At 57.2% G+C, this 23,074-nt stretch carries 30 protein-coding genes; 3 read left to right on the top strand and 27 right to left on the bottom strand.

What is annotated here, in order from left to right:
• Positions 1–13: 13 nt before the first annotated feature.
• On the top strand, positions 14–223 hold the full coding sequence (locus C5748_RS18395; RefSeq protein ID WP_146119567.1) for a hypothetical protein: 210 nt from the start codon (positions 14–16) through the stop codon (positions 221–223).
• Here the strand turns inward: C5748_RS18395 and C5748_RS18390 are convergent.
• The 14 genes from C5748_RS18390 to C5748_RS18330 form a co-directional block, all read right to left on the bottom strand.
• Positions 201–656: a hypothetical protein gene (locus C5748_RS18390; protein ID WP_105743388.1), complete on the bottom strand. Its 456-nt coding sequence runs from the start codon at positions 654–656 to the stop codon at positions 201–203. The genes C5748_RS18395 and C5748_RS18390 overlap by 23 nt on opposite strands.
• Positions 656–1,702, bottom strand: coding sequence for a phage minor head protein (locus C5748_RS18385; protein WP_105743387.1), 1,047 nt, complete (start codon positions 1,700–1,702; stop codon positions 656–658). The genes C5748_RS18390 and C5748_RS18385 overlap by 1 nt, the downstream gene beginning before the upstream one ends.
• Before the next feature lie 88 nt (positions 1,703–1,790).
• Entirely contained in the window at positions 1,791–1,952 is a 162-nt protein-coding gene (locus tag C5748_RS28275; RefSeq protein ID WP_158259892.1) for a hypothetical protein, read from the bottom strand.
• 260 nt (positions 1,953–2,212) lie between these two features.
• Complete coding sequence (locus C5748_RS18380; protein WP_105743386.1) at positions 2,213–2,575, bottom strand: hypothetical protein; 363 nt, start codon at positions 2,573–2,575, stop codon at positions 2,213–2,215.
• On the bottom strand, positions 2,572–3,099 hold the full coding sequence (locus tag C5748_RS18375) for a DnaT-like ssDNA-binding protein (protein ID WP_105743385.1): 528 nt from the start codon (positions 3,097–3,099) through the stop codon (positions 2,572–2,574). Before C5748_RS18375 ends, C5748_RS18380 begins: the two co-directional genes overlap by 4 nt.
• Before the next feature lie 3 nt (positions 3,100–3,102).
• Positions 3,103–3,513, bottom strand: a complete 411-nt coding sequence (locus C5748_RS18370; RefSeq protein WP_105743384.1) for a hypothetical protein — start codon at positions 3,511–3,513, stop codon at positions 3,103–3,105.
• Positions 3,510–4,826 carry a hypothetical protein gene (locus C5748_RS18365; RefSeq protein WP_105743383.1) on the bottom strand — a complete coding sequence of 439 codons (1,317 nt, stop codon included), beginning with the start codon at positions 4,824–4,826 and terminating at the stop codon, positions 3,510–3,512. The genes C5748_RS18370 and C5748_RS18365 overlap by 4 nt, the downstream gene beginning before the upstream one ends.
• Positions 4,827–4,831: 5 nt before the next feature.
• Entirely contained in the window at positions 4,832–5,113 is a 282-nt protein-coding gene (locus tag C5748_RS18360; protein WP_105743382.1) for a hypothetical protein, read from the bottom strand.
• Between the two features lie 60 nt (positions 5,114–5,173).
• Positions 5,174–6,328 carry a major capsid protein gene (locus C5748_RS18355; RefSeq protein WP_105743381.1) on the bottom strand — a complete coding sequence of 385 codons (1,155 nt, stop codon included), beginning with the start codon at positions 6,326–6,328 and terminating at the stop codon, positions 5,174–5,176.
• Between the two features lie 104 nt (positions 6,329–6,432).
• Positions 6,433–7,230 carry a DUF6651 domain-containing protein gene (locus C5748_RS18350; RefSeq protein ID WP_105743427.1) on the bottom strand — a complete coding sequence of 266 codons (798 nt, stop codon included), beginning with the start codon at positions 7,228–7,230 and terminating at the stop codon, positions 6,433–6,435.
• Between the two features lie 108 nt (positions 7,231–7,338).
• Positions 7,339–8,118: a hypothetical protein gene (locus C5748_RS18345; protein WP_105743380.1), complete on the bottom strand. Its 780-nt coding sequence runs from the start codon at positions 8,116–8,118 to the stop codon at positions 7,339–7,341.
• A 26-nt stretch (positions 8,119–8,144) separates the two neighbouring features.
• Entirely contained in the window at positions 8,145–9,671 is a 1,527-nt protein-coding gene (locus C5748_RS18340) for a DUF4055 domain-containing protein (RefSeq protein ID WP_199194832.1), read from the bottom strand.
• Entirely contained in the window at positions 9,668–10,783 is a 1,116-nt protein-coding gene (terL, locus tag C5748_RS18335; RefSeq protein WP_342588372.1) for a phage terminase large subunit, read from the bottom strand. The genes C5748_RS18340 and terL overlap by 4 nt, the downstream gene beginning before the upstream one ends.
• Before the next feature lie 349 nt (positions 10,784–11,132).
• Positions 11,133–11,417 (bottom strand): hypothetical protein, encoded by a 285-nt coding sequence (locus tag C5748_RS18330; protein WP_245581858.1) that lies wholly within the window; start codon positions 11,415–11,417, stop codon positions 11,133–11,135.
• 136 nt (positions 11,418–11,553) lie between these two features.
• Here C5748_RS18330 and C5748_RS28270 point away from each other — a divergent pair, with 136 nt between their 5' ends.
• Both C5748_RS28270 and C5748_RS18325 read left to right on the top strand, forming a co-directional pair.
• Positions 11,554–11,709 (top strand): hypothetical protein, encoded by a 156-nt coding sequence (locus C5748_RS28270; RefSeq protein WP_158259891.1) that lies wholly within the window; start codon positions 11,554–11,556, stop codon positions 11,707–11,709.
• Between the two features lie 95 nt (positions 11,710–11,804).
• The gene (locus C5748_RS18325; RefSeq protein WP_146119566.1) at positions 11,805–12,179 is read left to right on the top strand and encodes a hypothetical protein; all 375 of its coding nucleotides are present in this window, start codon (positions 11,805–11,807) and stop codon (positions 12,177–12,179) included.
• 419 nt (positions 12,180–12,598) lie between these two features.
• Here the strand turns inward: C5748_RS18325 and C5748_RS18320 are convergent, their stop codons facing one another.
• The 13 genes from C5748_RS18320 to C5748_RS18250 form a co-directional block, all read right to left on the bottom strand.
• A complete protein-coding gene (locus tag C5748_RS18320; RefSeq protein ID WP_105743376.1) occupies positions 12,599–12,793 on the bottom strand; it encodes a hypothetical protein in 195 nt (64 codons plus the stop codon).
• Entirely contained in the window at positions 12,790–13,509 is a 720-nt protein-coding gene (locus C5748_RS18315; protein WP_105743375.1) for a hypothetical protein, read from the bottom strand. The genes C5748_RS18320 and C5748_RS18315 overlap by 4 nt, the downstream gene beginning before the upstream one ends.
• Positions 13,506–14,273: a hypothetical protein gene (locus C5748_RS27975; protein WP_146119565.1), complete on the bottom strand. Its 768-nt coding sequence runs from the start codon at positions 14,271–14,273 to the stop codon at positions 13,506–13,508. The genes C5748_RS18315 and C5748_RS27975 overlap by 4 nt, the downstream gene beginning before the upstream one ends.
• On the bottom strand, positions 14,270–14,623 hold the full coding sequence (locus C5748_RS18310; RefSeq protein ID WP_105743425.1) for a hypothetical protein: 354 nt from the start codon (positions 14,621–14,623) through the stop codon (positions 14,270–14,272). The genes C5748_RS27975 and C5748_RS18310 overlap by 4 nt, the downstream gene beginning before the upstream one ends.
• A 376-nt stretch (positions 14,624–14,999) precedes the next feature.
• The gene (locus C5748_RS18300) at positions 15,000–15,212 is read right to left on the bottom strand and encodes a hypothetical protein (RefSeq protein WP_105743373.1); all 213 of its coding nucleotides are present in this window, start codon (positions 15,210–15,212) and stop codon (positions 15,000–15,002) included.
• On the bottom strand, positions 15,209–16,120 hold the full coding sequence (locus tag C5748_RS18295) for a phosphoadenosine phosphosulfate reductase domain-containing protein (protein WP_105743372.1): 912 nt from the start codon (positions 16,118–16,120) through the stop codon (positions 15,209–15,211). Before C5748_RS18295 ends, C5748_RS18300 begins: the two co-directional genes overlap by 4 nt.
• Complete coding sequence (locus C5748_RS18290) at positions 16,117–16,425, bottom strand: hypothetical protein (RefSeq protein WP_105743371.1); 309 nt, start codon at positions 16,423–16,425, stop codon at positions 16,117–16,119. The genes C5748_RS18295 and C5748_RS18290 overlap by 4 nt, the downstream gene beginning before the upstream one ends.
• Before the next feature lies 1 nt (position 16,426).
• Positions 16,427–17,902 (bottom strand): DnaB-like helicase C-terminal domain-containing protein, encoded by a 1,476-nt coding sequence (locus C5748_RS18285; RefSeq protein WP_158259890.1) that lies wholly within the window; start codon positions 17,900–17,902, stop codon positions 16,427–16,429.
• Positions 17,899–19,722: a DNA cytosine methyltransferase gene (locus C5748_RS28610; RefSeq protein ID WP_199194830.1), complete on the bottom strand. Its 1,824-nt coding sequence runs from the start codon at positions 19,720–19,722 to the stop codon at positions 17,899–17,901. Before C5748_RS28610 ends, C5748_RS18285 begins: the two co-directional genes overlap by 4 nt.
• Entirely contained in the window at positions 19,719–20,372 is a 654-nt protein-coding gene (locus tag C5748_RS18265; RefSeq protein ID WP_105743369.1) for a RuvC family protein, read from the bottom strand. Before C5748_RS18265 ends, C5748_RS28610 begins: the two co-directional genes overlap by 4 nt.
• Positions 20,363–20,653, bottom strand: coding sequence for a hypothetical protein (locus C5748_RS18260; protein ID WP_105743368.1), 291 nt, complete (start codon positions 20,651–20,653; stop codon positions 20,363–20,365). The genes C5748_RS18265 and C5748_RS18260 overlap by 10 nt, the downstream gene beginning before the upstream one ends.
• A complete protein-coding gene (locus C5748_RS18255; RefSeq protein ID WP_105743367.1) occupies positions 20,650–21,639 on the bottom strand; it encodes a DNA-methyltransferase in 990 nt (329 codons plus the stop codon). The genes C5748_RS18260 and C5748_RS18255 overlap by 4 nt, the downstream gene beginning before the upstream one ends.
• Positions 21,627–22,994, bottom strand: a complete 1,368-nt coding sequence (locus C5748_RS18250; RefSeq protein ID WP_105743366.1) for a helicase-related protein — start codon at positions 22,992–22,994, stop codon at positions 21,627–21,629. Before C5748_RS18250 ends, C5748_RS18255 begins: the two co-directional genes overlap by 13 nt.
• Positions 22,995–23,074 lie beyond the last annotated feature (80 nt).

Below are 23,074 nucleotides of genomic sequence, written 5' to 3'. Positions count from 1 at the left end.
AATCCTTCCGGCAATGGCCGATAAATTGAATGATGAGCAAGCCTACGACCGGTTACATTCCGCCCTTCTCGCCATCGGCAAGGAAGAAGGTGAAACCGTTCGTGGCGATACGAGTTTGAAGGCTGCGCGGCGCGCGCTGACGCTTCTGCAAATGGGCTTGCTTAAGGCTATGGATGACGACAGCGATAAGAATGTCGCTATTAAAGACCCAGACGGCCCTTAAGCTCCTTGGCCTTCCTATCCACTATTTCTGACCAGTTCTGCGCGGCAAGCCGAACGAATGCATCCGCCGGCTGTCCATTTGTGCCGTATTCCCGGTAGCCGGCATAGGCGGCGGTATATCCGAAATAAAGCGTGTCGTTGATGTCGGCGCCAGTTATCACCGCCTCTATTGAATCCTCAACGTAGGGGATGGATTTCGGCTCAGTTCCAGCCGGTGGACGTGCCGATGGATTGATCGATGGCATTGCAGCCGTTGAAGCCATTAAAGATGCTCTCATGAAGCCCGTATGGACGCGCATTCTGCCGCCCGCATCCTTCGGTGTTTGCATTTCGGCAACGACCTCTTGCACCGATTCCTTAAACACGGACTCCACTGCACCTGGTATCTTCTCGGCAAAGGCTGCAACCTGAGCGCTGAATGAAAGCTTTGCCATCACGCCGCCCTATAGTTTCGGACAACGGAAGCGAAATAATCGACGCGATATTCGATATGGCAACGGCAGCCGACGATTTCGCTCGTTGGCGCTTTCGGATCGCCTGGATATCTCAATCGAGCGCCTGAAACGCTCAGGAATGTCTCATCAAATCCGACAGATTTGCCATTGAGCACACGGTGGGTATGTCGCACGCGACTATCGCCGGCCGATCGCCATATCTTTTGCACGTCTTGTTCGGCAACTTTCCCGGCATCTATCTGCTGGCGCATGGCGTTCTCTCTTGCCGTTCCGAGTGCGGCCATGGTCTCCGTTCGCGCCAGCATCTCGCCGCGGAGTTCAAGCAATCGATCGGAATAGCGACCGGCGATCCGGTTCACCATATCTGCGGGCAACGGAGCCTCTTCGGCAATCGCCTTGAGAATTGACCGGTCAAACCGCTTATCCCTGCGTTGGCGTGTCAGGTAGTTGCGTAGGAGCGCGCTATCACCAGAAAGCAACTCCGCACGCGCCGAGGCGACGAAACGCTCCTGTGGGCTCGTCAGGCCGATTATGCCACCTTCACGCCTGCCTGAAGTTCTATTTATGCGCCCGATAACATCAAGAGCCGTGGAGCGAGGGTTGCGACCTTCCGATAGACCGGTTTCCAGAGCGGCGCGGATTGCAATGCGTTGATCTTCGATAATCCGCGTCACCAACTGCGCGGAGTGATCCCGTAAGAATGCTTCACCGGCAAAGTTGCGAACGCCGAAGCGGAAAACCACCCGGTTTCCCTCGGGGTCTTTCAACTGCGGCAGGTTTTCAACCAGGCTGATGCCGCCGTTGTTATAGGCTTCAGTGAAAGCCAGTTCCAAAGCCGAGAATGCCTCGGGCTCAAGATGCATTGCTTCGACTGCGCCGGCTACATCCCCGCGCTCCAATCGCTCCACCACAATGCGAAGGGTAATAGCGGATTTGATCGCGTCCACGCCCTGAAAGAACGCTTCCGCAAGAACTCGGTCGTATTTGTCGAGCAGCTGATCGAAGATGCTCCGATTGCTCGCCATTAGCTAACCTTCTCAGGATTGAAAGGGTGCGTGCGCATTCATCTCTCCATACGAAAAAGGCGGCCCACATGGACCGCCTTCGCATACCTCAGAGCTGAGGATCAGTTGTAACGGCGAAATACCGCCCGTGGGTACCAATATCCATCGCGGTGGCGACGATAGCCGCGGCGCTGGTTGCGGTAGCCACGGTGGCCATTCCAGTACCCGCGACGATCACGACGGGTCTCATAGCGATGATCGCGACGATCATGGCGCCCCCAATGCTTCTTTCTCACGCTCCGATGTCCATAGCGGCGCTTTTCGCTATGCTGAACCTGGACAACGTTCGAAGCAGCAGTGACCTGAACCGAGGCCGGCGCCGCTGATGCCGCGCCAAGCGAAGTCAGCCCCATGAAGACCGACATAATTCCTGCAACAAATAGAGAAACGAACCTCTTCATAGTCAACTCCTTTTAACGATCCGCCGAGTGGTGCGCCTTTGATTGTTAACGGAGCATGAACAGAACCTTTTCAGCGGCGAACCTGGGCCTCGTAGAAAACGACCAACCCCGCCGGATTAAGCGGCTTCACTTTCACGATGGTATGGGACGCGCCACCGATCACGATCTTGTCGGTTGTCGTCGGCTCGATCGCCAAGCCTTTCGAGGACATATAGATTTTCTTATCGGTGGCCTTGATCAGCGTTCCGTCAATATCCTTGTCGTCATAAACAAGCACCGCCAGCGTGCAGGGATATGTCTCCGTTGTCGGATCGGTCGGGTTCCACGGATCGCCGCCGGCCTGAACATCCCGGACGATCTGCCCATTCTGACCGAACTTCTTGAGCAGACGATCTGCGGTGGCCTGTGATTTTGGATAGTTGAACTTGCTCATACCCGGTACGCCTGCCCAACCAGTGAATTCCCGCCGCTGTTGCCCAGGAGGCACCCGATCAGATCGCGAACGATAAGCAGGACCGGCCGCGCGGCATCTTCTGACGTGTTGGAATTGAGATACTCCACCTCGAGCGGCCCGACCTTCTCACGCTTTACCTGTTCGGAGGCGACGAAATCCGGCGTCATAATTCCCGGCGTGATCAACTCGCGCAGTGCAATTTCGGCGGTCGCGTACCTGATTTCCTTCGGCACCTCATCAAAGGCCACGCCCCATCCTTCGCAATCGACAACATCGACGCGAGGCCATGCCAATGCCTGGGGACGACCGTTCCGCTTGTATCCTTGCCACTGGTAGGAGTTCGACAGGACCGACGTTGCACGGATAATCGCGGCTTCCTTGTCCGCAACATCGCCGGTCCATTCCGTATTGCCACGCTCCAGATGATAAGCATCGATCTCCGCAACACCCCAGAAGGCGTTCGCGTCGGTAGATCCTGAACCGGTTTCAACGATGAATGGCATTCGTCATCCTTTCGGCGTCAGCATCGCCTTGGCGGCGGCCATTTGGGCATCGAACCATGCTTGTTCTTCCGGCGTGTCTAGATCGATGCCCCAAACCGACATGGTTCCGTCCTTGTGGAGCGTGACGAGCACGGCGAGCGTATCCGGATCGGCCTTCAACAGAACGCGCCTGATGGCTGCCTCTGATGAATTGAGATCAGTTACCTTGATGTCGCGGGCCTCGACATCCGCCACGACTGCCGGCACGTCAGGCACGTTCTTGCGCCACTCGCCCGAAATTGAAGTTGAGAGATTGCCGCATTGAGCACATTCAAGTTCGTAATCAGCGCGCACGAAATGCGTCAAGCAACCGCAATTGCAGCGCCAAACCACCCGGTCGGTGTCCTTTGCGGGAAATGATACAACGTTGCTCATGTGGCCTTCAGGGCGTCGATAACGCTCTTGATGGCTGCTGTTGCTGCCGCCAAATCTGCGTAATCAGTAACGGGAGAAACAAGGGCATCGATCGCCGTTCGCTGTGCGGCGCTTAACCGAGCGTCAAGCAACGCCTTTCGAACCGCCTCATCGTCCGTAGATGCATCCGCCGATGGGAGCACAGGCACGCTTGAGAACGTTTTGACGCCGGCAATTGTCTGATCGCCAGTAAGCTTGACATTTGCCGTGTCTAGATCATCGGCATATTTCTTCGTGGCAATCGATTGGTCGGCATCCGGCGTATAGCCAGCGGCAGCCGATATTTGACCATCAGCGCTATTGAGGGTCAGACTAGCGATGCCGGACGCCGCGCCACCATTGAAGGTAATGGCAGAAACTACCGTTCCATCCGTTTCATTCAGGAACCCAAGCGAAGCTGCTGACGCACTCCACTGGAATACGGCGCGCTGATTGCCGGCCGTTAACGTGGCATCGGAGAGGATAAGCTGACTTGTGCCGTCACCAGAGACTGCCCATACGCCGCTATTCGTCGGAATAGTGGGGAATTCAGAGCCCCCCGTGATGCCCATGTAGCCGCCGCCCATGAATGGCGTTGCGAACACGGACAGACCATCTTGCACAGACAGACCGGTAGTGCCGCCCGTAATGATATGGACGGGATGGCTCGATACGGTGCCGACAGAAAGATCGGCTCCCGATGTCGGATCAAACTTGGTTGCAACGGCTCCCGCTTCAACCGTAATCGCGCCAGCCACCGCAAGAGGGGCTTCAGGATCAGATACACCAATACCGACATTCCCGATCGGGTCGATGACCAGCATTTCATTGCCATTCACCAATACCGTGACGCCCTGCTCATTGGTCGTTCCGAGCACAAGGGCCGATGCCGGAGCTTGGCCGCCAACCTGAACGGAACTTTCCGCAAGCGCGCCCTGCGCCGCTGTGGCGAAGTCGTCGGTGTCAGCCTCAGCCGCGGTGCCGAAGTCAGGCTTATCCTGAATGTCATCCCATGGAATTTGTCCGATCTCACCCTCAGTCGCGAAATCAGCCCGTGCAATCTCGTATGAGATGGAACCTGCGCGGCAAATGATATTGTATCGCGTCAAGGCGGCATATGGGCCGATGATGACAGGCGAACCCGCTGCAACAGCCGTGATCCCCTGCACCTCTTGACCGGGAGTGTCGCCGAGGCGAACAACCGATCCAACGCCTTCGCTCGATGTGATCAAGGTCAGCGTGTCATAGGCCGGCAGCGTCTGTGTCTGGCTATTACCAGCGGATAAGGTTGTCATATCGGCTACTCCGATTTCGCCTGGAGTTCGTTGAACTGCTCAATGAGCTTGTCACGGCCTGTGCGATGATGCGGCGCGGCTCCGCTGGCCTTGGTGATGATGTCTCGGAGTTGATCGTCGGAAAAAGCCTCACCGTCAACGAAATCGGAAGTCGATGCGGGTACACTAACCGGTGCGGCTTCCTCGAAAAGCTCATGGCGCTTCGGGTCGAAGTCGGCCTTGTTGATGATGACGTATTCACCCTGATCCTTAGACCATGGCTTCACGTGAATGGTTTCATTGCGCATTGAGAGCTCCAATGATTTGAGAGGGAGGAACCGGGGCCGAAGCCCCGGCCATTGGTCTGATCAGCCCAGCAGAGCGCACATATGTTCCGGCTTGATGGCTTTGACGCCCCAGGCCAGCGACACCTCGTATTGCATCTGCCGGTACTGCGGATACATCGCGACTTCGAAGGTGAGGCCTGACTCCGGGTCGGTGACCAGTGTGCGGTCACGGGCAATGTCCCCCTGCTCGGGGAGAGCCGGGGCACGGGTCGCCAGTGCGATTGCCGAACGAGCAAAGCCAAGGCTGCGAGCAGAGCCGGCAGCGATGGTGATCGCGGTAGCGGCCGCAGGGATGGCCTGGCGAAGGCCGGGAGCAGCCAACGTGATCGTGCCGCCGGCGGAGACATCGGTATCGCCGGAAGCAACGAGGTACTGATTAGTGTCGCCCGCAAACGTGACCACATCGCCCTCGACAATCGTACCGGTGCCGGCAGCTGCGAGAGTAATTACGGTCGCGCCCGCAGCGTAACCGGTGGCATCCGTGGTGGCAGTCGCACCCGTGCCGGGAACCGAAGTCTTGACCTGACCGGATTCACGGATCGCGAAGCCGTGCACATCGAGCAGCACGCCGCGGCGCAGAAGCGACGTATCAGCCGCTTCATTTGCCTTGGAGAGTTGGGTCAACGTCCGCATGTTGGCGCCGGCAGACGTGTCAATGACCATCTGAAGGTCACTCATCGGAGCGCCGTTGTCCGACAGGATCTTGCGAACCTGAGCGGTGTCGGCAAGGTTCGTGGCGAACGGCGGCGTACCGGGCGTGCCATAGGCTCGGGACGCATAGACGTTGAGAGCGGCCAGATCGGCTTCAACCTCGTTGCACAGCGTGCGCATGGCCTGAGCGAACTGATCGCGCAGGATGATGTTGTAGCTGGCGCCGTTGTTGTCGAGAGCGAGTTTCTGCTCACCATTCCAGCGGACTGGTACGCGCCGGGCCTTGGTGATGGTCATCTGGACGTTGCCGATGGTCTGGTCGCCGTCGTCGGGCGGCGTGACACCGGGGGTAACGTCGGTTGCGGTGGATGCCGGTGCGACCGGTGACATGACCGTCTGGCCAACGGCGGCGCGAGCGAAAGTCATATCCGAGGAAACGGCAGGGATGAACCCGACCAGTTCGCGGGAAATGACATCGAGTGCATTGTAGAGGGTCGGGAAAAGACCCGTAATCGAATTTGCCATTGTGATTGCCCTTTCGTGGCATGAAGTGGCGATGTTTTGGGGTTGGTTGGGCTATCCAGCCCGGCACACCGCCACCTATCCGGGTCGCGGCAAATAGTTCGGGTTCACTCGGTTACGGTGAAACCCTCTTTCATCTTCGCAGCGCGGCTCGACGGATCGAGGCCTTCGAACTCGCCGCGGCTGATTGTCTTTGGTCCGCCACCCTGACCGTTGCCGGGTTTCGCGCCCCCGCCTGCATTGCCCGTCCCCTTCAGGATGGCATCACGGTGGGCGTAGCCGTCGATGATGGTTTCAAGCGCTTCATCGAACTCGGCAATCTCGCCGGGTTTGGTGCGGGAATAAATCTTGTTGCCGGCCGCGTCATAGGCGACGGTCTTGCCGTCCTCGACCTTGAAGCGCTGCCCGAATTGCGCCTGAAGCAGGTCAGCCGGGATCGCCACCTTGTCGGAAATGAACTTTGACCGGGAGAACGCGCCGCCGATCTTCTCGCCGTAGAGGTCATCACGAAGCTTGTCCCGCTCGCCCTGAAGCGTCTGGATCTGTTCGCCGCTGGCCTTGGCCGCCTGGGCGACCTGCTCTTCTGCGGCTTTCTTGGCTGCGGCCTTGATTTCCTCAACCTTGCCGGCGGTCACGAGATCACCGTCTTTCAGGTTCTTGACGGTTTCGAGCGCCTTACGGGCGGCCTCGCCGTCTTCAATGCCTTCGAATGCCCTGAGTTTGGTTTCTGCGGCTTCTTTGGCTTCCCGGTGGGTCTTGGCCTCACCATTCAGCCGGGAGATCGTGGCGACGGTCGTTGCGGCGTCGAATGCCACCTCTTTACCGTCTTCGTGAACATAAACAGGTTTATCGTCCTGCACTTCGGCGTAGGACTTTCCTTCAATCGTGATGATCTTGAGCTTCATCGTCTTCTTCCCGGCCATCCGGCCTACGTTATGGGCTATCCAGCCCGTCCACCCCTCAGCATCCGCGTCAGGGCATGAAAAAAGCCCGCTAATGCGGGCCAGTGAAATTCAGTGCAGAGGTATGCGTTGCCCCGGTTCTGGCGCGTGTATCGCCTCGTCTTCAATCCGGTTCATGTATCTAAAGCTGGCCATGCGGGCTTCCATCGCGGCATCAGGCGCGGCATCGTCAAAAGCTTGGAGGATGCGATATCGGTCATGATGAGTTCGGTTTGCTTCTGCGAGCATGTCCTCGAGCATTCGCTTGAGCATCGAAGATTGTGGAAGGCTGCGGCACATTTGCCGTGCAGCTGCACCGGGGCTTACACCGTCATGATATTCGGCGCGGGCTAAAGCATCCACACCTTGACGTAGGCGGCTGGCCTCGCGGGCAGCATCGTCTTTCTCGTTCCACGCTCGCTGGATCATGTCGCGATACCACATGGGCCTCTGCTGACTGAAATTGAGGTGAACCCCGAGCATCCAAGCGCCAAACTGCCATCCGTAATTGTTGGTAGATGCGCTTGCCCCGGCGAAGCCAACGTTGAAGGCGAATGCCACGAAAGGGTTCTTCATGCCGGGATAATGGTGGCTGGGCGTCATGTAGAGGCGCGGTCGAGAACCCACGCTACCGAGCGATAAGCCGATCAGCCATCGCCATGTGAGGCTGTGCGGTGAATGATATGAGGCAATGTTCCAAGAGCGCTTCCCGCTGGTGCGTTTGAACGCTGCAAATCCAGGCACGGCAGCCGCCAGCAAAAAGAGAGAAGGTACAATCACCGGAGAGATGAAAAGAGCGACCGCCAGTAGCGGAAGGCACAGCAAGGCGTACACGACGCTGATGAAGCGCATGAGATATTCCCTTCTATTGGATGAGTTTAGGCAGCTTGCGTCAGGGCCGGATCGTCGGGATCATCGATCGGAGGCGTGGCGGATGCGGTGATATCTTCATCGCCGTCCGCGCCCGGCACCTCTTCAAGGATCTTGTCCATGTCCTCTTCGTCGTCATATTCGGGCGAGAGGATATTGCGGCGCTTGGCTTCCGCGACGGCCGCGCTTCGGGAGATCAAGCCCTCTTTCTTCATGTCGAGGACGACTTTCATGCCTTCAACATTGTCCGTCTCGACATCGAAATCGGTATGAACCGTGACTTCGGCTTCGATTTCCTCTTTCAGCCAAAGGGCGGTAAGGCGCAGCGCGTTCTCAAGCGCATCTTTGAGGTTCAGCGCCCATGCCTGGATTGCTGAATTGCCCTTCTGAGCCGCGAATGCAGTCGTGACCACTGTGAGATTGCCAGTCTGAGCCGTTAGGGGCTGGCGGCCAAGCTCGCGAAGCTGCTGCCCTGTCTCCTTCACGTCTTCGGCGAGGAACTTCAGCGATTGCGCCGATGGCTCGATGAATTTCCATTCACCGTGCTGACCTTCACCATTTGCTGGGGCATAGAGAACCGACTTTGGGCCGACGGGAACCGGTCTGGGCGCCCCATCGTCTCCGGTATCCGGCGTCACGCCATTGCCGGCCAGCATGGGGAAGCACGTCAACTCCTTGGCGTACTTCAGCCCTGATTCCTGCTGGTAGTGCTCGATCTGGAGATCGGCGGCACCCTGAAGCGGCGGAACGATCCGCCATGAATTGCCAATCCTGCGTCCAGTAACGAACGGGACCATCGGGATTTCTTTGATGGTGATCGGGCCTTCGCCGACCGATACCCATTCATCCTTGCCGTTCGCGCCCTTCCGCTTCTCCATGACTTGCCACGTTGCATCAGCCGCGGAGATCACTTCGCCCTTTTCGTCGCGCGTCAGTTCCCGGTTAAGGATCCGAACGCGTTGGATGGTCTTTTCGCCATAACCGTCGCGCTCTGTCGTATCTTCCTTGATGCGGATGTGTACGAAGGTTTCGACGCCGCCGATTGTTTCGGAATAGGCTGCCCGAACGTTCTGCGCCGGCACCCTCACCCAATACGGGCGGACCCCCAACGCTTGCTCCTGAGCGATTGTCGCGTTGACCGGAACATTCTTGGTGTAATCGACCAATATCCAATCAATGGCATTCGCTATCCCGTGAAAGAAGCAGTTGGCCGAAAAGATGTGGAGATGATCCCCGCTGCCGGTGATGTTCTCGGCAAGCTTCTTTATCCGATCCGTCGCTTTGGCTCCCAGCGCCACCTCTTTCGAAAAAGGCTTGGCGGCCAGGTTCTCAACGATATCTCGGAAGATGTTCGTGAACTTGCTGTTAAGGCGCCTGAAATCATAATCAGGATCGCTCTCATGGATGAACTTCGGCAGATATTGCGTGGCCTTACGCATCGCATCGGCGCCAGCCAGGATCGTTGACACCTTGGTCCAGTACGGAGCCATGGCATCATAATCGCTGCTCGTCGCATCGGGTTGCTTATCGGTCATTTGCGGGTTCCATAGGTTCCGAATAGGGCGGTGCTCGTCCGGCCGGCTTTCAACAGCCGACCAAATGCGCCCGATGATGCATCGACCTGATCCTTGAACGAGCCGCCAGGGAACAGGCAAAGCTCATCGAGATAATCCTCGTTCCAATCACCGGCGATGAGATAGACATTCCCGGCCTCACATTGGCTCGAGAACGGTTCGGCACGAGTGACTTTGTCACCCGTTTCCGGCTCGGCCCTCACCTTCCAGCCCGCAAGCATGGCAATCATGTCTTGAGCCTGGACCTTACCGGCCTGCCCCGGATCTTGTGGAAGGCTGATTTCAATATCCTTGCCGTCCACTTCCGCGGTGCCCTTGATCAGCGTTCGGACCTTGTTGCCTTCGTCCTGTGTCTTGACGACGTGGCCGACGACGAACGATCCATCCGGCTGCCGGCCGATCTTCACGCCTGCCGTGCGCGCTGCCGTGGCCTTCTTGGTGGCGGCCAAATCCCAATGCCTGACCCAAACCGTTCCCGTTGCTGCCTGACGGATTATCTTTCCGTTGAACCAATCCCGCTTGAACAGTCCGCCTTCACGAGGAACCGGCCGCTGTTGGTATTGGCCGGCGACGGCGTAAGGTGTGAGCGCTTTCTGATCGCGTTCAAGAACCGCCGGAGGGAAACGCTCAGGAAAAAGCAATTCTCCGTCTGCAGAGCGGGGGTCGGTAAAGCCGAGGGCCGTCTTGCAATGGCGCTCAGTCTCGTACTTCATCGGCAGCATGAGATGCTGATAGCCAAGCCCAAGCTTTATGATCTGCCCGGACACGTCATCTTCGTGCAACCGCTGCATGATCACGACGATTGCAGACTTCTCCGGGTCATTCACACGAGACGGCACCGATTCCCGAAAGATGCGTGTTGTCCTCTGTCGCTCTGCCGGGCTTTCCGCCGTTTCCGTCGAGTGAGGATCATCAATGATAACCCTGTCTCCGCGTCCGCCCGTCATTGACTGGAACGGCACCCCTTCACGGAACCCCGTCTTGTCATTGGCGAACGATGCCTCACCCAGCCGGGTTAGCTTCACTTCAGGCCAAAGGCTTTGATACCACTCCGAGTTGACCAGATCGCGCATGCGCCGGCTGTCGCGCTTCACGTACGTCTCTGAATACGAAGCCGATAGGAACCTCATACCGGGTAGGCTCATCGGCCCCCACTCCCACGCTGGCCACAAGACAGACACCAGCAGAGATTTCATAGTACCCGGCGGCACGTTGATTAAGAGCCGGTTAGACAGCCCCATCGCAAGGAATGTACCCTTGGTGATCGCCTCCAGATGGGCGCAGATCGCATCAATGTGCCAGCCGTGGATATATGGCTGTGTCGGCTCTAGGACGTGCCATGCTTCGCGGACAAATCCGGATAGCGATTGGCATCTGGCGCGAATACGCTCTGCATCTTTGGCAATCCTTTCCCGTTCTGCGCTAGCCTGCCGGCGTGCCTTTTCCGCTCGTATCGCCCTCATCATCGCCGCCGGATCCACCGGCAAGCGGACCGAAGAGACTTTCGAGGCGTTCAAGGTCATCAGCACTCACGTTGGAAAGGTCGATTGTCTGGATCGGTCCGCCCTTGGGCCCGGAATGCTGAACAGACGCCAGCTTGGCATGCATGTATGGAGCCGCATCCTTGGCGACCGAAGCCGCGGCGTCCCAATCCTTCTTATCGGCATGCTCCCGCATTGCCTTCAGCATGACCTCCAGCGGCGTCATTCCTTCCGCGCTAGCCTGGTCCGCAATTGCACGCGTTCGCTTTGTAGCGGCTCCTGGCTTGCGCCCTGCACCTATTCTCTTGCCACCGCGCGCCATGATTGATTACCTATGATTCTTTTCAACTTGGGAGGCCCTAATGGCGAATGAAACTGAGAAGCGCCCATTGCCGAAAGATTCGATCGAGCAAAAGACTTTCGACGTATCCAGACTTGCCGATGCATTCAAACGGCCTAACGACGCCCCAGCGAACTCCGATACCCCCGAACCTACCCCACCGGCGAAAGAAAAATGATCGCGTGGTCTTGTACCGTCACCGCACTCGATGCGCGATACGGACCGGGAACGTGCCCCTCCGGCAGATTTCGCGCGCCCGAGCTTGAGTCGTCCGTGGTGGCGCTCGTTGAGAAACTGACCGGATTTTCGGATTATCGCGAAGCTGCCCGCCAGCGGCGGTCACACGAGACAGACACTGTGGCCGAAGCAAGGATAAGCGCCGAGATCACAGGTCTTGTGCGAAAGCTCGTAGAGCGCGTGGACGTGCGCCTAGATAGAATTGATGTCTCCCTAGCCTCAGGTGCGGTGCTGCCGCTGCCCATGGTTGGTCGTGTTGCGGAGACCAAGCGCACCGCCGGTTGGTGGCGTGCGCCGAAGGTCGCCGAATTGGTATTTTCAAAGCTGCCGGACTCAGAAATCGCCAAGCAGTTGGGGGTGGCTGTCGGATCGGTAAGCCGCATCCGATGGACAATCCGCAATGAGCCTTAAAAAGCCAGAGACCGGCGACCGATGCTCTGGCTTGGGTGGCGTGAGTTGTTGCGCCTTTTGCAACAACTGAAGGCACTGTGCATTTTATGCATATTGCTCAGGAACGGACCGTAATCGGGCCGCATAACGGCTGGATGTCTACGCGGGATTTTCCCATCCTTTTAACCGATTGGACAAGGCCCTTGCTCGCAATAGCTGCCTGTCCCGACTTGCGCTGTCGCCGTCCTGATTTCTTCCGCCGATCGCAGGCGGGATGAGCCGTATTGCCCATCCCGCCCAACGTACTTTTCGCTCGGGGGTTTATCTCGTGAGGCATTGCCTCGAATTGGTGCCAGGCTACCCTCCCGGCTTGGCCGCTGGCGCTGGTTGCGTATCCAGCGCTGTCAAAGGTCGGGGCGCAGCGGCTTCCCCTGGTATTTCTATGCCGACTGATGCGCGTAGACAAAAACAAGCGCGCCAACGGTGGCGATTACGATCCCGCCCAACATGTAAGCAATGCCTTTTAGGTCTTCCCTAGGCGTTACGTCTTTAGGCGATTCCACAAATGCAATTGTTGCGATGACCGCCCCGGAAACCATAAGACACACACCCAAGATCGCCAGAGCAATGCTCATGCTGCCTGCTGCCGCTTCTTCTCACGCTGGCGCCGTCTCATCTCATTGCGCTTTTGCGCCCATGAAAAGTCATGCTTCTGTTCGGCAATGAAGGATGAAAACGCATCGTCTGCGGCCCAATTATTTAGGCCCTCTCTGCGGCCCGCGTCTTCCTCGACTGTATCCAAAATATCGCTGATTTCATGGTCACATGGCAACAGGGTCGAACAGTCGGTTTTGCTATTCTGGATATCGCTGCGGGCCAACGCGGTTGAAATCTTGGCAAGGGCGCGATCTTTCCGGCGTCGACCGGTCTCCGGGTGGATGCCTTCGACCTGGAAGCACCAGCGCCGAAAAGCCTTTCCTCCGACCTTAGCTCGAGCCCACGCAAGGAGAGCGCGGCGCTCGCCATGATCATCGACCTTTATAAGCATGTCATAGAGGCCTTCCAGTTGGGACAGTTCCTCGGAGGTGGGCATGAGGCCAAGTCGCTCCCAGAACGCCTTGCGTTCCTCCGCCAATGGATCTTCGCCAACTTCAAGCCAGTCGCCTTGGATCAATCGCCCCTTCTTGACGACGCGCATCAATGGGGACTTGCCCCATCCGTTCTTGTCGACGTGATCATGCACATAGGGAAGTTGCTGAGCACGCAGCGGGGCTGGCCCGACATGTTCGTGGCTGGCGCGCTCGACCTCGGCCGCTCTGATGAAGCGCTCTGCGATTTCGCCGATGTTCATGGGCACCCCCTCTCACGCAGGCCAAATGCCTCTTCTGGCGTCCAGCCCAAATCGAATAGCCTGCTCCGTGCAGTCAGTCGCTTCACTCCAAACTTGCGGCAAGCGTCAGACAAACAAAGCCTCTCGCCCCCGATCTCGACAAAGACGTTGTTGCTCTTATTGCGACGCTGCTCGGCATCGGTCGCCCAACGAACGTTTCCGGGCTCATAATTGCCGCGACAATCAGGCCAACGGTCGATAGTGTGGAAGAGTGATGGCTTAGGCCCAACATCGGAAAAGAAGGCTTCAAATGAGTTTCGCCACCGATCACAAACTGTAATGCCGCGAGCGCCGTAGCGAAGGAAACTCTTGTCATTCGGATTGGTGCAGCGCGTAAGCATGCCGGCCCAGCATCTATATTCCGGCGACTTCCGCATACCGTGGGTTTTGGAGCGATCCGAAGATATCTTTCTCCGCGCGCAACCGCATGATGTCGTGTTGCTGCGCCCTAAATTGGCCGCGAACACAACTTTCTCGTTGCCGCAATCGCACTGGCAAAGCCAACGGGTAGCGCCCTTTTCTGAATTCTCAGACCTTTGCATCACTTCAAGGTGCCCAAATCGCTTTCCTGTCAGATCGATAAAGTTGCCGGGACCGCTTGAACGGCGTATTGAACTTTCAGGCATGCCGATGCTCCAGTCATCATTCGTAGTTAGGATCGGCAGCGGCGCGAGAGCACCTTTCCGATCCATCATAACCGTACTGCTATCTGACTGATATGTCACGCCATTCTCCTTCTATCGTCGAGCAGATCGGGCTGATCAGCAAACGGCCCGAACCGTCTGTATAGGCGTTCGTAGACCATGCCTCCTAACGCGCCACGCTGCTTTACGAAGCCTCGCAAATCTTGGGTGATGAACTGCAATTCACCGACGGGGATAGCATCCCATGTCGCCAGCCAATCGCTGGCTCGTTCTTCGATTATGCGACGTCCGACCCTGACCATATCCGAGGTCATCCAAAACCCGACTTCATCGAGGCAGATGCGGTTGTTGGCGGTTTCCGCCAATGTGCTCATGACCAGCCGCGCATGATCAATGCCCCATCGCTCGATGATGAGGCGCAAGGTCTCCACAGCCCTTGTCTCGCCAACGCTCGGATAGCGGTGACGATCTACAATCCGGATTTCGAATTCGTCGCATAGGTCTTGAACGCGTGGATCGATCATAGCCCCATCGCCCTTTCGATCGCCTGTCTCTTGCAAGCCGTCCATGCCTTACTGCAAAGCCTATCGAGCCTCACTGCCCCAAGGCGCTCCGGTGAGCCGCCTTTGTATGCCCAGAATGGATTGCTGCCGAACAGTTTGCGATAACGCCTGTCGAGCCGTGTGCGGCGTCTCTTGAGTGTTTTGGATACCGGCGGCCAATGCACGGCACATATCCACTCGCTAAAGCCTTCCCGGTTATGCCGGGTGCGCTTGCAAAATGGCACACAGCAATGAATTCGATCTGTCATTCATCACCTCGCGGTGGTGTGAACCGCGCCTTCAATGCACCGAATTGAGGTTCCCGGTCTGGGCCGATGCATTCATCCGGCCCTTCCACCAGTTCCGTGCGTTCGCGGTCTGGGGGCCATATCTTCGGCTCGCCAAAGTTGGTGCGGTAGACAACCGGCGTCCATTGGCCGTTGTCTTCGCGTTCGTAGCAGAAGTACATCGGGGTCATGCTGCTGCCTCCGCCGCGCAATGAAGGCCGCACTCGACATCGTATTCTTCATCATCGAGAAGAAGGCCTGGAACGTAGGGTTGCGTCGTGACTTCACGCTCCAGATCGGCGTATGAATATTCCGTAACGAACCGCTTACCTGCTGGCGTCGCCCTTTTGCTCTTCATCGTGATGGAGGCTTCACGATCTTTCCACCAATCTGCAATGCCTGGGTTATCTCGCATCAGCCTCTTGAGCGCTCCGCGAGATTTCAGCATGCAAAGGTCGCAATTCCCCTCATAGTCGCGCAATCCAAGATCAAATCCTTGAGGCAACGGTGCGGTGAGATTTATCGGGTCTGCGTTTTTCCCCAGCCAAAAGGACATCACATCGCGCTTGGTAGCTTTCGCCTTTGCGGACGCCAACGGCATGACAGATAGCCACCGTTCTTTTTTGGCCTCATTGCTGGCAAGCTGCTTGAGTACTCGGTGCCCTTCATCGTACCGAAGCCCAATAACGTTCTTCCAATGCATCCAGCCCAAGGATAGGCAATATTTCTTCATCGGGCGCACTTTCAGTTCGCTGGTGCAAAATCGAGTGACCGCGTTTGGCAGGTAACCCTTTTTGTCTATCAGCGCCCGAAATGGTTCACCGTTTCGCGAAGCACTGTTGAAGCCGACCAGTTCGAATCCAACTTCATCGGCGCGGTATTCCAGCCAATGAATTTTGACATTCCATCGGCTACCGCATTCGTGGACGAACCGGAGCGTTTCCTCGCGTTCCTTGCCTGTATTGGCAAAGGCGACGATCACGTCGTCCGGCAGCTTTCCGTCATGGGCGCGTAGGATCTCGTGCAGCATGTAAGCCGAGGTGCGACCGCCGGAGAACGAAATCAGCGCTGGGCCGGTGATGAGGTAAGGATTGCTCATGCCTTCGCCCTCCGCCGCTCGACATGCGTTGTACGGCTGGCGCCTTTCTGCCGAATGAGGCTTGGGAACAATGCATCTGCCGCCGAAGTTGCCGCGGAAATCGTCACGCCGTCGCGGCGCATAGGCGAATTGAAGTAGGCGAGCAGGTTTTTGGTGACGGACTCCCAGGCCTCGCACTTTGTCGGGAATACGATGGGATTGCCGCCCGGGCCGAGCAATGGCGCCGGACGAGCTTCATGGGCAAACCTGAGCATGGCGCGGTAGCCCATTGGGGTTTCGATGATGTAGCCAGAAAACTTGTTCAAATCAAAAGCCCTCCGGCAATAGCGATTCCTGCCGTCCGACGAACGCCGGCCCGAAACTGGTTGTCTCGCCATGCCATTCGACTTCACGGCGCTGGGGGAACGTATGCTCTCTCGACAATGCCAAGATAATTTCCGCTTTCTTCTCGTGTTCCTGCATTCTGGTTTCCCAAAGCAAATAGTCGTCGCCGCCTTCCTCGGGCTCCAGTCCAGCGATGATTGGCCGCGCATTAAATGGGATAAGGACGTGATCAGCATCGCGTTCGACCGCGCCCATCAGATCGGTGTATTTTGGCCGGTTGTACGCCGCGGCCCTCAATTGAGCCTCGAATGATTTCCTCGCAGTTCCATATGAATTTTGAACGAAAGTGTTCTTCTTCAACTGGACAAGGGAAATGCCTGGAACGCCAAGGTCTTCATAGATTTCTTTCAACCCTTGGGTTGCCTTTGCCGAGAGTGCTGCCTCTTCCCTTCGCGCATCATCTCTGCCCCATGCCATGAGCCCGACGTGATCTATGACCATAGCCGCGAGGCCACGTTCCATCTTGATTTCACGACCGACCTGATGGATTTGTTCCAACGTAAGGCGGCGCTTTTCGATCAAGATGGGAAGATTTTCTACCTCATCCTTGACCTGTAGGAGCTTTTCCCATTCGGCTTGTGATATCCGGCCTTCCTTTTGCCTCCAGACCGGAATGCCTGTTCGTCTGGATATCTCTCGCATAGCCAACTGCTTCACGGACATTTCGCCGGAGTATATCCAGACCGTTCCATGAGCGGCCAAGCCAACCGAGCATTGCAGCGCCAATGCGGTTTTGCCCTGCTTTGTGCCTCCGCCGATGATGATCTGCTGCCCAGACTCCCACGGTCCTGTAAGCTGATCGACTGAAGCGATGCCCGTCGAGATGCCGGAAGGCTTCTTGAATTTGTATGCATCATCGATCGACTGGACGGCGGTTCCAACGGCATCGGCCATGGTAACGGCTTTCACGCCTTCGCTGATCTCATTGGAGATCGTGACGAGATGCCCGGTGTGCTCTGCTATGAGCTTGGACGGCGACATATCCGCCGGCATCGTCCGTGACAGCGTATCGAGGTCCTGAGACAGCGAAACAAGCTGACAGCGCGCCCATATCTCCAGAATGGCGCGCCCATAGTCATAGACGCTGAATGAGCCGACGGCCTCCGTCGCAAGGCGAGCCATGTATTGCGCTATCGATAGATCACTATCGCCGATTTGCTGAGATGCCGGAAGATACTGCTTGATGGTTATCGGGTTGACCGCCCGGCCCTCGGCAATCATCGTCCCGGCCATCTCATAAACCAGCGAATGGAGCGGTTCGCTGAAATGTTGGGGTTTCAGGAACCCGGCAACACGCCAGTATGCGGCGTTGTCAAGTAGAATTTGGCCTAAAAGCGCCTGTTCTGCCTCGACGGCATCGGGAAGAGATGGGCGAATATCGGGTGCGTGGGCGCTCATGCGGCGAACTCCCATTGAATATGATCAACGGCTTCGATCCGTTCGCCAAGCCAGCGCATGACATTTGTAGACATCGAGTTGCCGTATGCTTTGTATTGCGGGCCGTCTGGGCATTGTTCTGCAGGTTTGCCGCGCCAAGGAATTTTGCAATGATTGTCCGGGAATCCTTGAAGTCTGGCACATTCAACGGGCGTCAAACGGCGCACGGCCCATTGCGTTTGGATCGCCTGAACTTCGGATCGCGCTTCTATCGTGTAGGCGATACCCTCTTGAACGCCAACGCCATCGGGGCCGCTAGCTGGATTTTCACGAAGCGCGCCTGCTTGAATGGCGATGGCAGGCGCGTGAGCTCCAGACGCCAGCGGATGGCACGGATCACCTTCCTTGGGATTACTCCGATTTGCGTTGCTGGTGATCTGTGTCGTATCAAAAGCTATGGCGACCTGGCCCCCAGCGTTAGGATGGCTTTCACCGTGCCCCATTGCACGAAGTGTGGGCGATACCCCGACGCTAGCATCAGCGCCGTGATCTTTAGATGAGAAGGCCACCGGGTCTAGAATGTAATCACCGCCCTGGTTGCCTCCAACGGGTCCGCCTGCCATGACTGGCTGCGCGACATCGACTTTCCGGGCCTTGTAATCCTTGCCGCTGTTCTGCGGCATGATTGAACATGCAATGGGAACGATCGGCGTGCCGCGGCCAGTTCCGTCCTCACTGGCGTCGAAGCCTTCGGGCCGAAGGCTATGCGAGACATAGGTATCCATGTCTGCGGCGTGACTATCGTTCTCTTTGCCCAATAAAGTATGCGCAACCAAACTATCGCAGGTATCGACATCTGTCCCGTAAGGGCGGTCACCTCCAGTCTGATTGCCGCCGGCGCGCATCGTTGGAGCCACATGGGCTACGAAGTTCTCTGTCTCCCAATCTAGGCGTTGAGCATAGCCCGCTGTGTCACAGCGGGCTGCTTCATCGACATGCACGGCATTCAACCCACCTCCAAGTTCGAAGTCGCCACTGCCTCGAGCGCCTGTGCTAACTGACGGGGCATCTCTTTTCCCCGGTTCATGGCGCGGCGCAGGATTCCCCGACAAGCCTTCGCGCTCAAATAGAACCGCTGCGGCACGTCTCCAGTCGCCTCCAGAATGTCCGACAACGAACACACGCCTTCGTCTTTGGGGAAGTGCACGGGAAGCGCCGTCCACTCTGACATATTGAGTGTCAAGCACGCGCCATGAGAGGCCGTATGCGCCGCTGTAGCCTTCGACAATGCCCGAAGACTTCCATCCTCCTGCCGGGACTTCGACGCGCCGCCCTGAGAGCAATCCCAGAAGGCTTGCAAAGCTTCGTCCTCCATCGTGCGAAAGGACACCGAAGACGTTCTCCCAGACCAGCCATCGGGGCCGATATCGGCGAGCAATCGCAGCATAGGTGAGCATGAGGTCGCCACGAGGGTCATCCAGTCCTTTTCGGAGGCCCGCGATTGAATAGGTTTGGCATGGGGTGCCTCCGACAAGAAGGTCAATTGCATGGTCTGGCCACTCCTCGAATTGCGTCATGTCGCCGTGATTGGGAACGCCATTGGCCCGTTCTGGAAGACTTTTCACGGCTTTGATCGCCGCGGCCCGCGCCTTCCTGTCCTTCGGCTGCAATCCGGGCTGTTCTGGATCGGGCATGAATTGCGGGCGCCCACTCGAATAGTGCTCATGGAGGACAGCGGACGGGAACGGCTCAATCTCCGAATAAAAAGCCGCCTGCCAACCGAGCGGTTCCCACGCGGCGGATGCAGCTTCAATCCCTGAGCAGACGGAACCGAACCTCATGCTGCCCTCCCCGACTTCATCATCCGAAATTCTTGAGAACCTGCGGCGGCTTGGTTTTCCATCCAGCGAAATTTTTCACAGGATTTGCCAGCAAAGGCGATCCAACAGGCTTCAGCCATATCGTCATTGGTAGCAGTGATACGAACCTGAGCGCATTGGGCTCGCGCATGCCGCTTCCAGTCTGGTCTAGTCCAGCCGGCTCGCTTGCCAAATCCGTAAGAGTGTTTCCGCCATTTGCTGTCTGTCATCGTTTCGAATGGAATGCCGTAAGCGCCAAGGATTGCGCAAAGTGCGGCGGCCATCTGGTTTGTGGAGAGCGTCCCTTGCAGACCGGGACCACTGCCGCCTTGCTCATCACCCTCTTGAGCCGGCATCTCGTCACCCATGAACTTGACGGTATTTTTGTCATCCTGCTTGTCACCGCCGTACGGACGCCGAGGAGCTTGTTCGATAACGGCAAAATCAGGCTTGCCATGCTCTTTAATGAGTTTGGCGAGCGCCTTGCCTAGCTGCCCGGCATTCCCCTCGAACTCACCCTTGACGGCGCTGATCTTTAGCACCCCGGACTTGATTGCCGAGAGGTTTACCGATGTGTCGTAGAAGGCCCATCCTGTCTTCTGTGAAGGGTCCAGCCCTAGGATTACCGGCATTCTTCCGCCCTCCCCATGCTGTACAAATTTGCACCATCTTCGCTCATGCAGATCTTCAGGCCATGCGGCGCGAGCGCTCGATTGGCGCGGATCAACGAGCAATGAAACTGGACGTATGCCCCGTGCTTGTACTTCTTCGGGTCATCAAACCCGGCGCAATGCATGATGCGGTCCCGGTCGATCCATTTGCCCTTATGCTGGTTCATGAAGCCGACTAGCGCCCGGTCGAGCGGGTTTTCGAGCGATTGGGTGATTGATTTGGCTTGCTGGCGCGGCGTCATTCGGCTGCCTCCGTCGTGAAGATGTCTTCTTGAACGGGAGGTGCAATTCGCTCGCCAAACTTCGCCAGGGCAAGATTTCGAACCGCTTGCCTGTAGTAGCTCGCTTTTAGTTCAACCCCGATGCCGCGCCGACCTTTCGTCACGGCGGAATAGACTTCAGATCCAACGCCCATGAACGGGGTTAGAACCGTCTCGCCGGGAAGGCTCCGCATCTGGATGACGCGGTCGATCACATCCAACTGCAGGGGATGAACGTGCTTTTCGTCGTCTTCGTCTTTTGCCTCGCGAAAGGGCAGCACATGCCCCATGCGTATGTCATCCCAGATGGAGGATGCATATCGGCGCCAGATCCAGTGAGAGAACTTGTTGAGCTTCTGGTCGCCTTCGAAGCCCCTTATTCGGCGAACCTCGACCGGCATCTTGGAATCGTCCCCGGCGTATTCCAGAAAGCCTACAGGATGGGCGACGGGAACCGGGTTTTCACCGGCCTTGCGAAAAATAAGCACGTAGTCGGCCGAGGCCACTCCGCACCGTATGCTGTCATCGACGGCGGTCTTGTGCGCAAGGTTCTTCTGCATGGTGCGATTGCGCACCCATAGAGGTTCTTTCCAGATGGCGTGACGGGCGACGAAGTGCATTCCCATCCGCTGGTGCAACCGGATGATGTCTCCCGGAAAATCAATGTATGCGTCCGACCCCGTATTGCCCGTCGGAACGTCCATGCAATGCACGGCAGAGCATCGGCCGGGAAGCGTGACGCGTGCAATCTCACGCACCACAAATTCGTAATGCTGAAAGAACTGATCGTAATCCATGCAGTTAGATAGATCGCGCTCGTCGCTGGAATAATTGTAGAGCCCACCGAACGGTGGTGAGTAAACCGACAGATGCACGGGTACATCCGGAAGGCCCTGCATCACGTCGACGCAATCGCCGTGATATATGGCGTATTCGTCAGTGATGACTTGATCAATCACGCGGCCCATGCCGGAACCTCCATCGTTTTGGCGAAATGCTTGGCCGTGTTGACCGCCATTGCGCTGTTCATCTCGGAAATCAGGTTTGCGAACATGACCTCGGCGGCATCAGCCTTCCGGCGCAGGTTTTCCATGATCCTGCGTTCGCCTTCAGTCATCACGATATCGACGTGGACTGGATTGGTTTGGCCATATCGCCAACAGCGGCGGACGGCCTGGTAATACTGCTCGAAAGAGTGGGACGGGAAATAGATGACGTGGGCACAGTGCTGGAAGTTCAAACCAAGCGCGCCTATTTTCGGCTTCGTCACAAGAACACGGATATTTCCGTCGATGAAGTCCATGAAGCGGCGCTCTTTGACCTCATCGCTATGCGATCCTGACACCTGCAACGCGCCAGGAATAATGCGCTCGAGCAAATCAGCTTCTTCATTGAACTGGCACCAGATGATTGCCGGCTTCCCATGGTTCGCAAGTGCCGCTGCGCGCTCGCACCTCTCGCGGATAGTGCGCTTCTTTTCGTCTCGCTGCTCCGGGAGTGTTGCAGCAGGAAGGCTAAACAGCATGCCGTTTGGCAGGCTTTCGGCCTCAACCAGATGTGAATTCTCGATGAGAGGCGGCAGTTTGAATGCGCCGTCATCAAATCCTAGATCCGACGGCTTGCGCATCGCGCGCGCCCATGAGCAAACCCAACGCCAGAACGGCTGCTCTGCATGGCCCTTGAACCGCCATTTCGGAGCCTCGCCGTACATTCTTCGCGTAGAACTGTTGTTCTGATCGTTCTTGAAGAACCGATTGAGCATGTCCATGTGGCCCATGTATCCAAGGGCCTCGGAGGATGTGCCGAGCTCGATATAGTCGTTTGGTGCAGCGGTCGCCGTCGCCAATAGGCGGTATGGAACCTTCCGCATAAAATTGGTGATCTCGGCTTTCCGCGCGCCGTCAAATGATTTGAGGATTGAGCTCTCGTCACAAACCACACCGGCAAAATCGGACGGGTCGAAGTGTACAAGGCGCTCGTAGTTCGTAACGACAAGCTTGCTTGGAATGCTGCCGTCGGACGAACGGGCAGCCTCGATGCCGAACTTTTCCGCTTCTCGAATGGTTTGGCCTGCGACCGCCAGCGGCGTCAAGACGAGCACAGGTCGGTTGGTGTGCTCGATTACGTTTTGTGACCACGTAAGGAGCTGAACTGTTTTGCCGAGGCCGCAATCTTCAAAAATCGCCGCCCGGCCCTTTGAGACGGCATATTCAACCATCGAACGTTGGAAATCGAATAGCTGCCCAGGCATAAAGGTAGGATCAAACCCGCGATCCGCACCGTCATGGGTCTTGCGCTCAAGGAAGGCTTGATACCCATCCATCGCCTTACCCCCGCATCCAGTTGAAAACTGGCGTCACGAGAAGCAGAACAACGGCGAGATAAACCAGCAGAACGGTTATC

It is taken from the genome of Phyllobacterium phragmitis (assembly GCF_002980495.1).
Classification (GTDB): domain Bacteria; phylum Pseudomonadota; class Alphaproteobacteria; order Rhizobiales; family Rhizobiaceae; genus Paramesorhizobium; species Paramesorhizobium phragmitis.
Note: the sequence above shows the minus strand (reverse complement) of the source record. Positions and strands in the feature narration are given on the sequence as shown.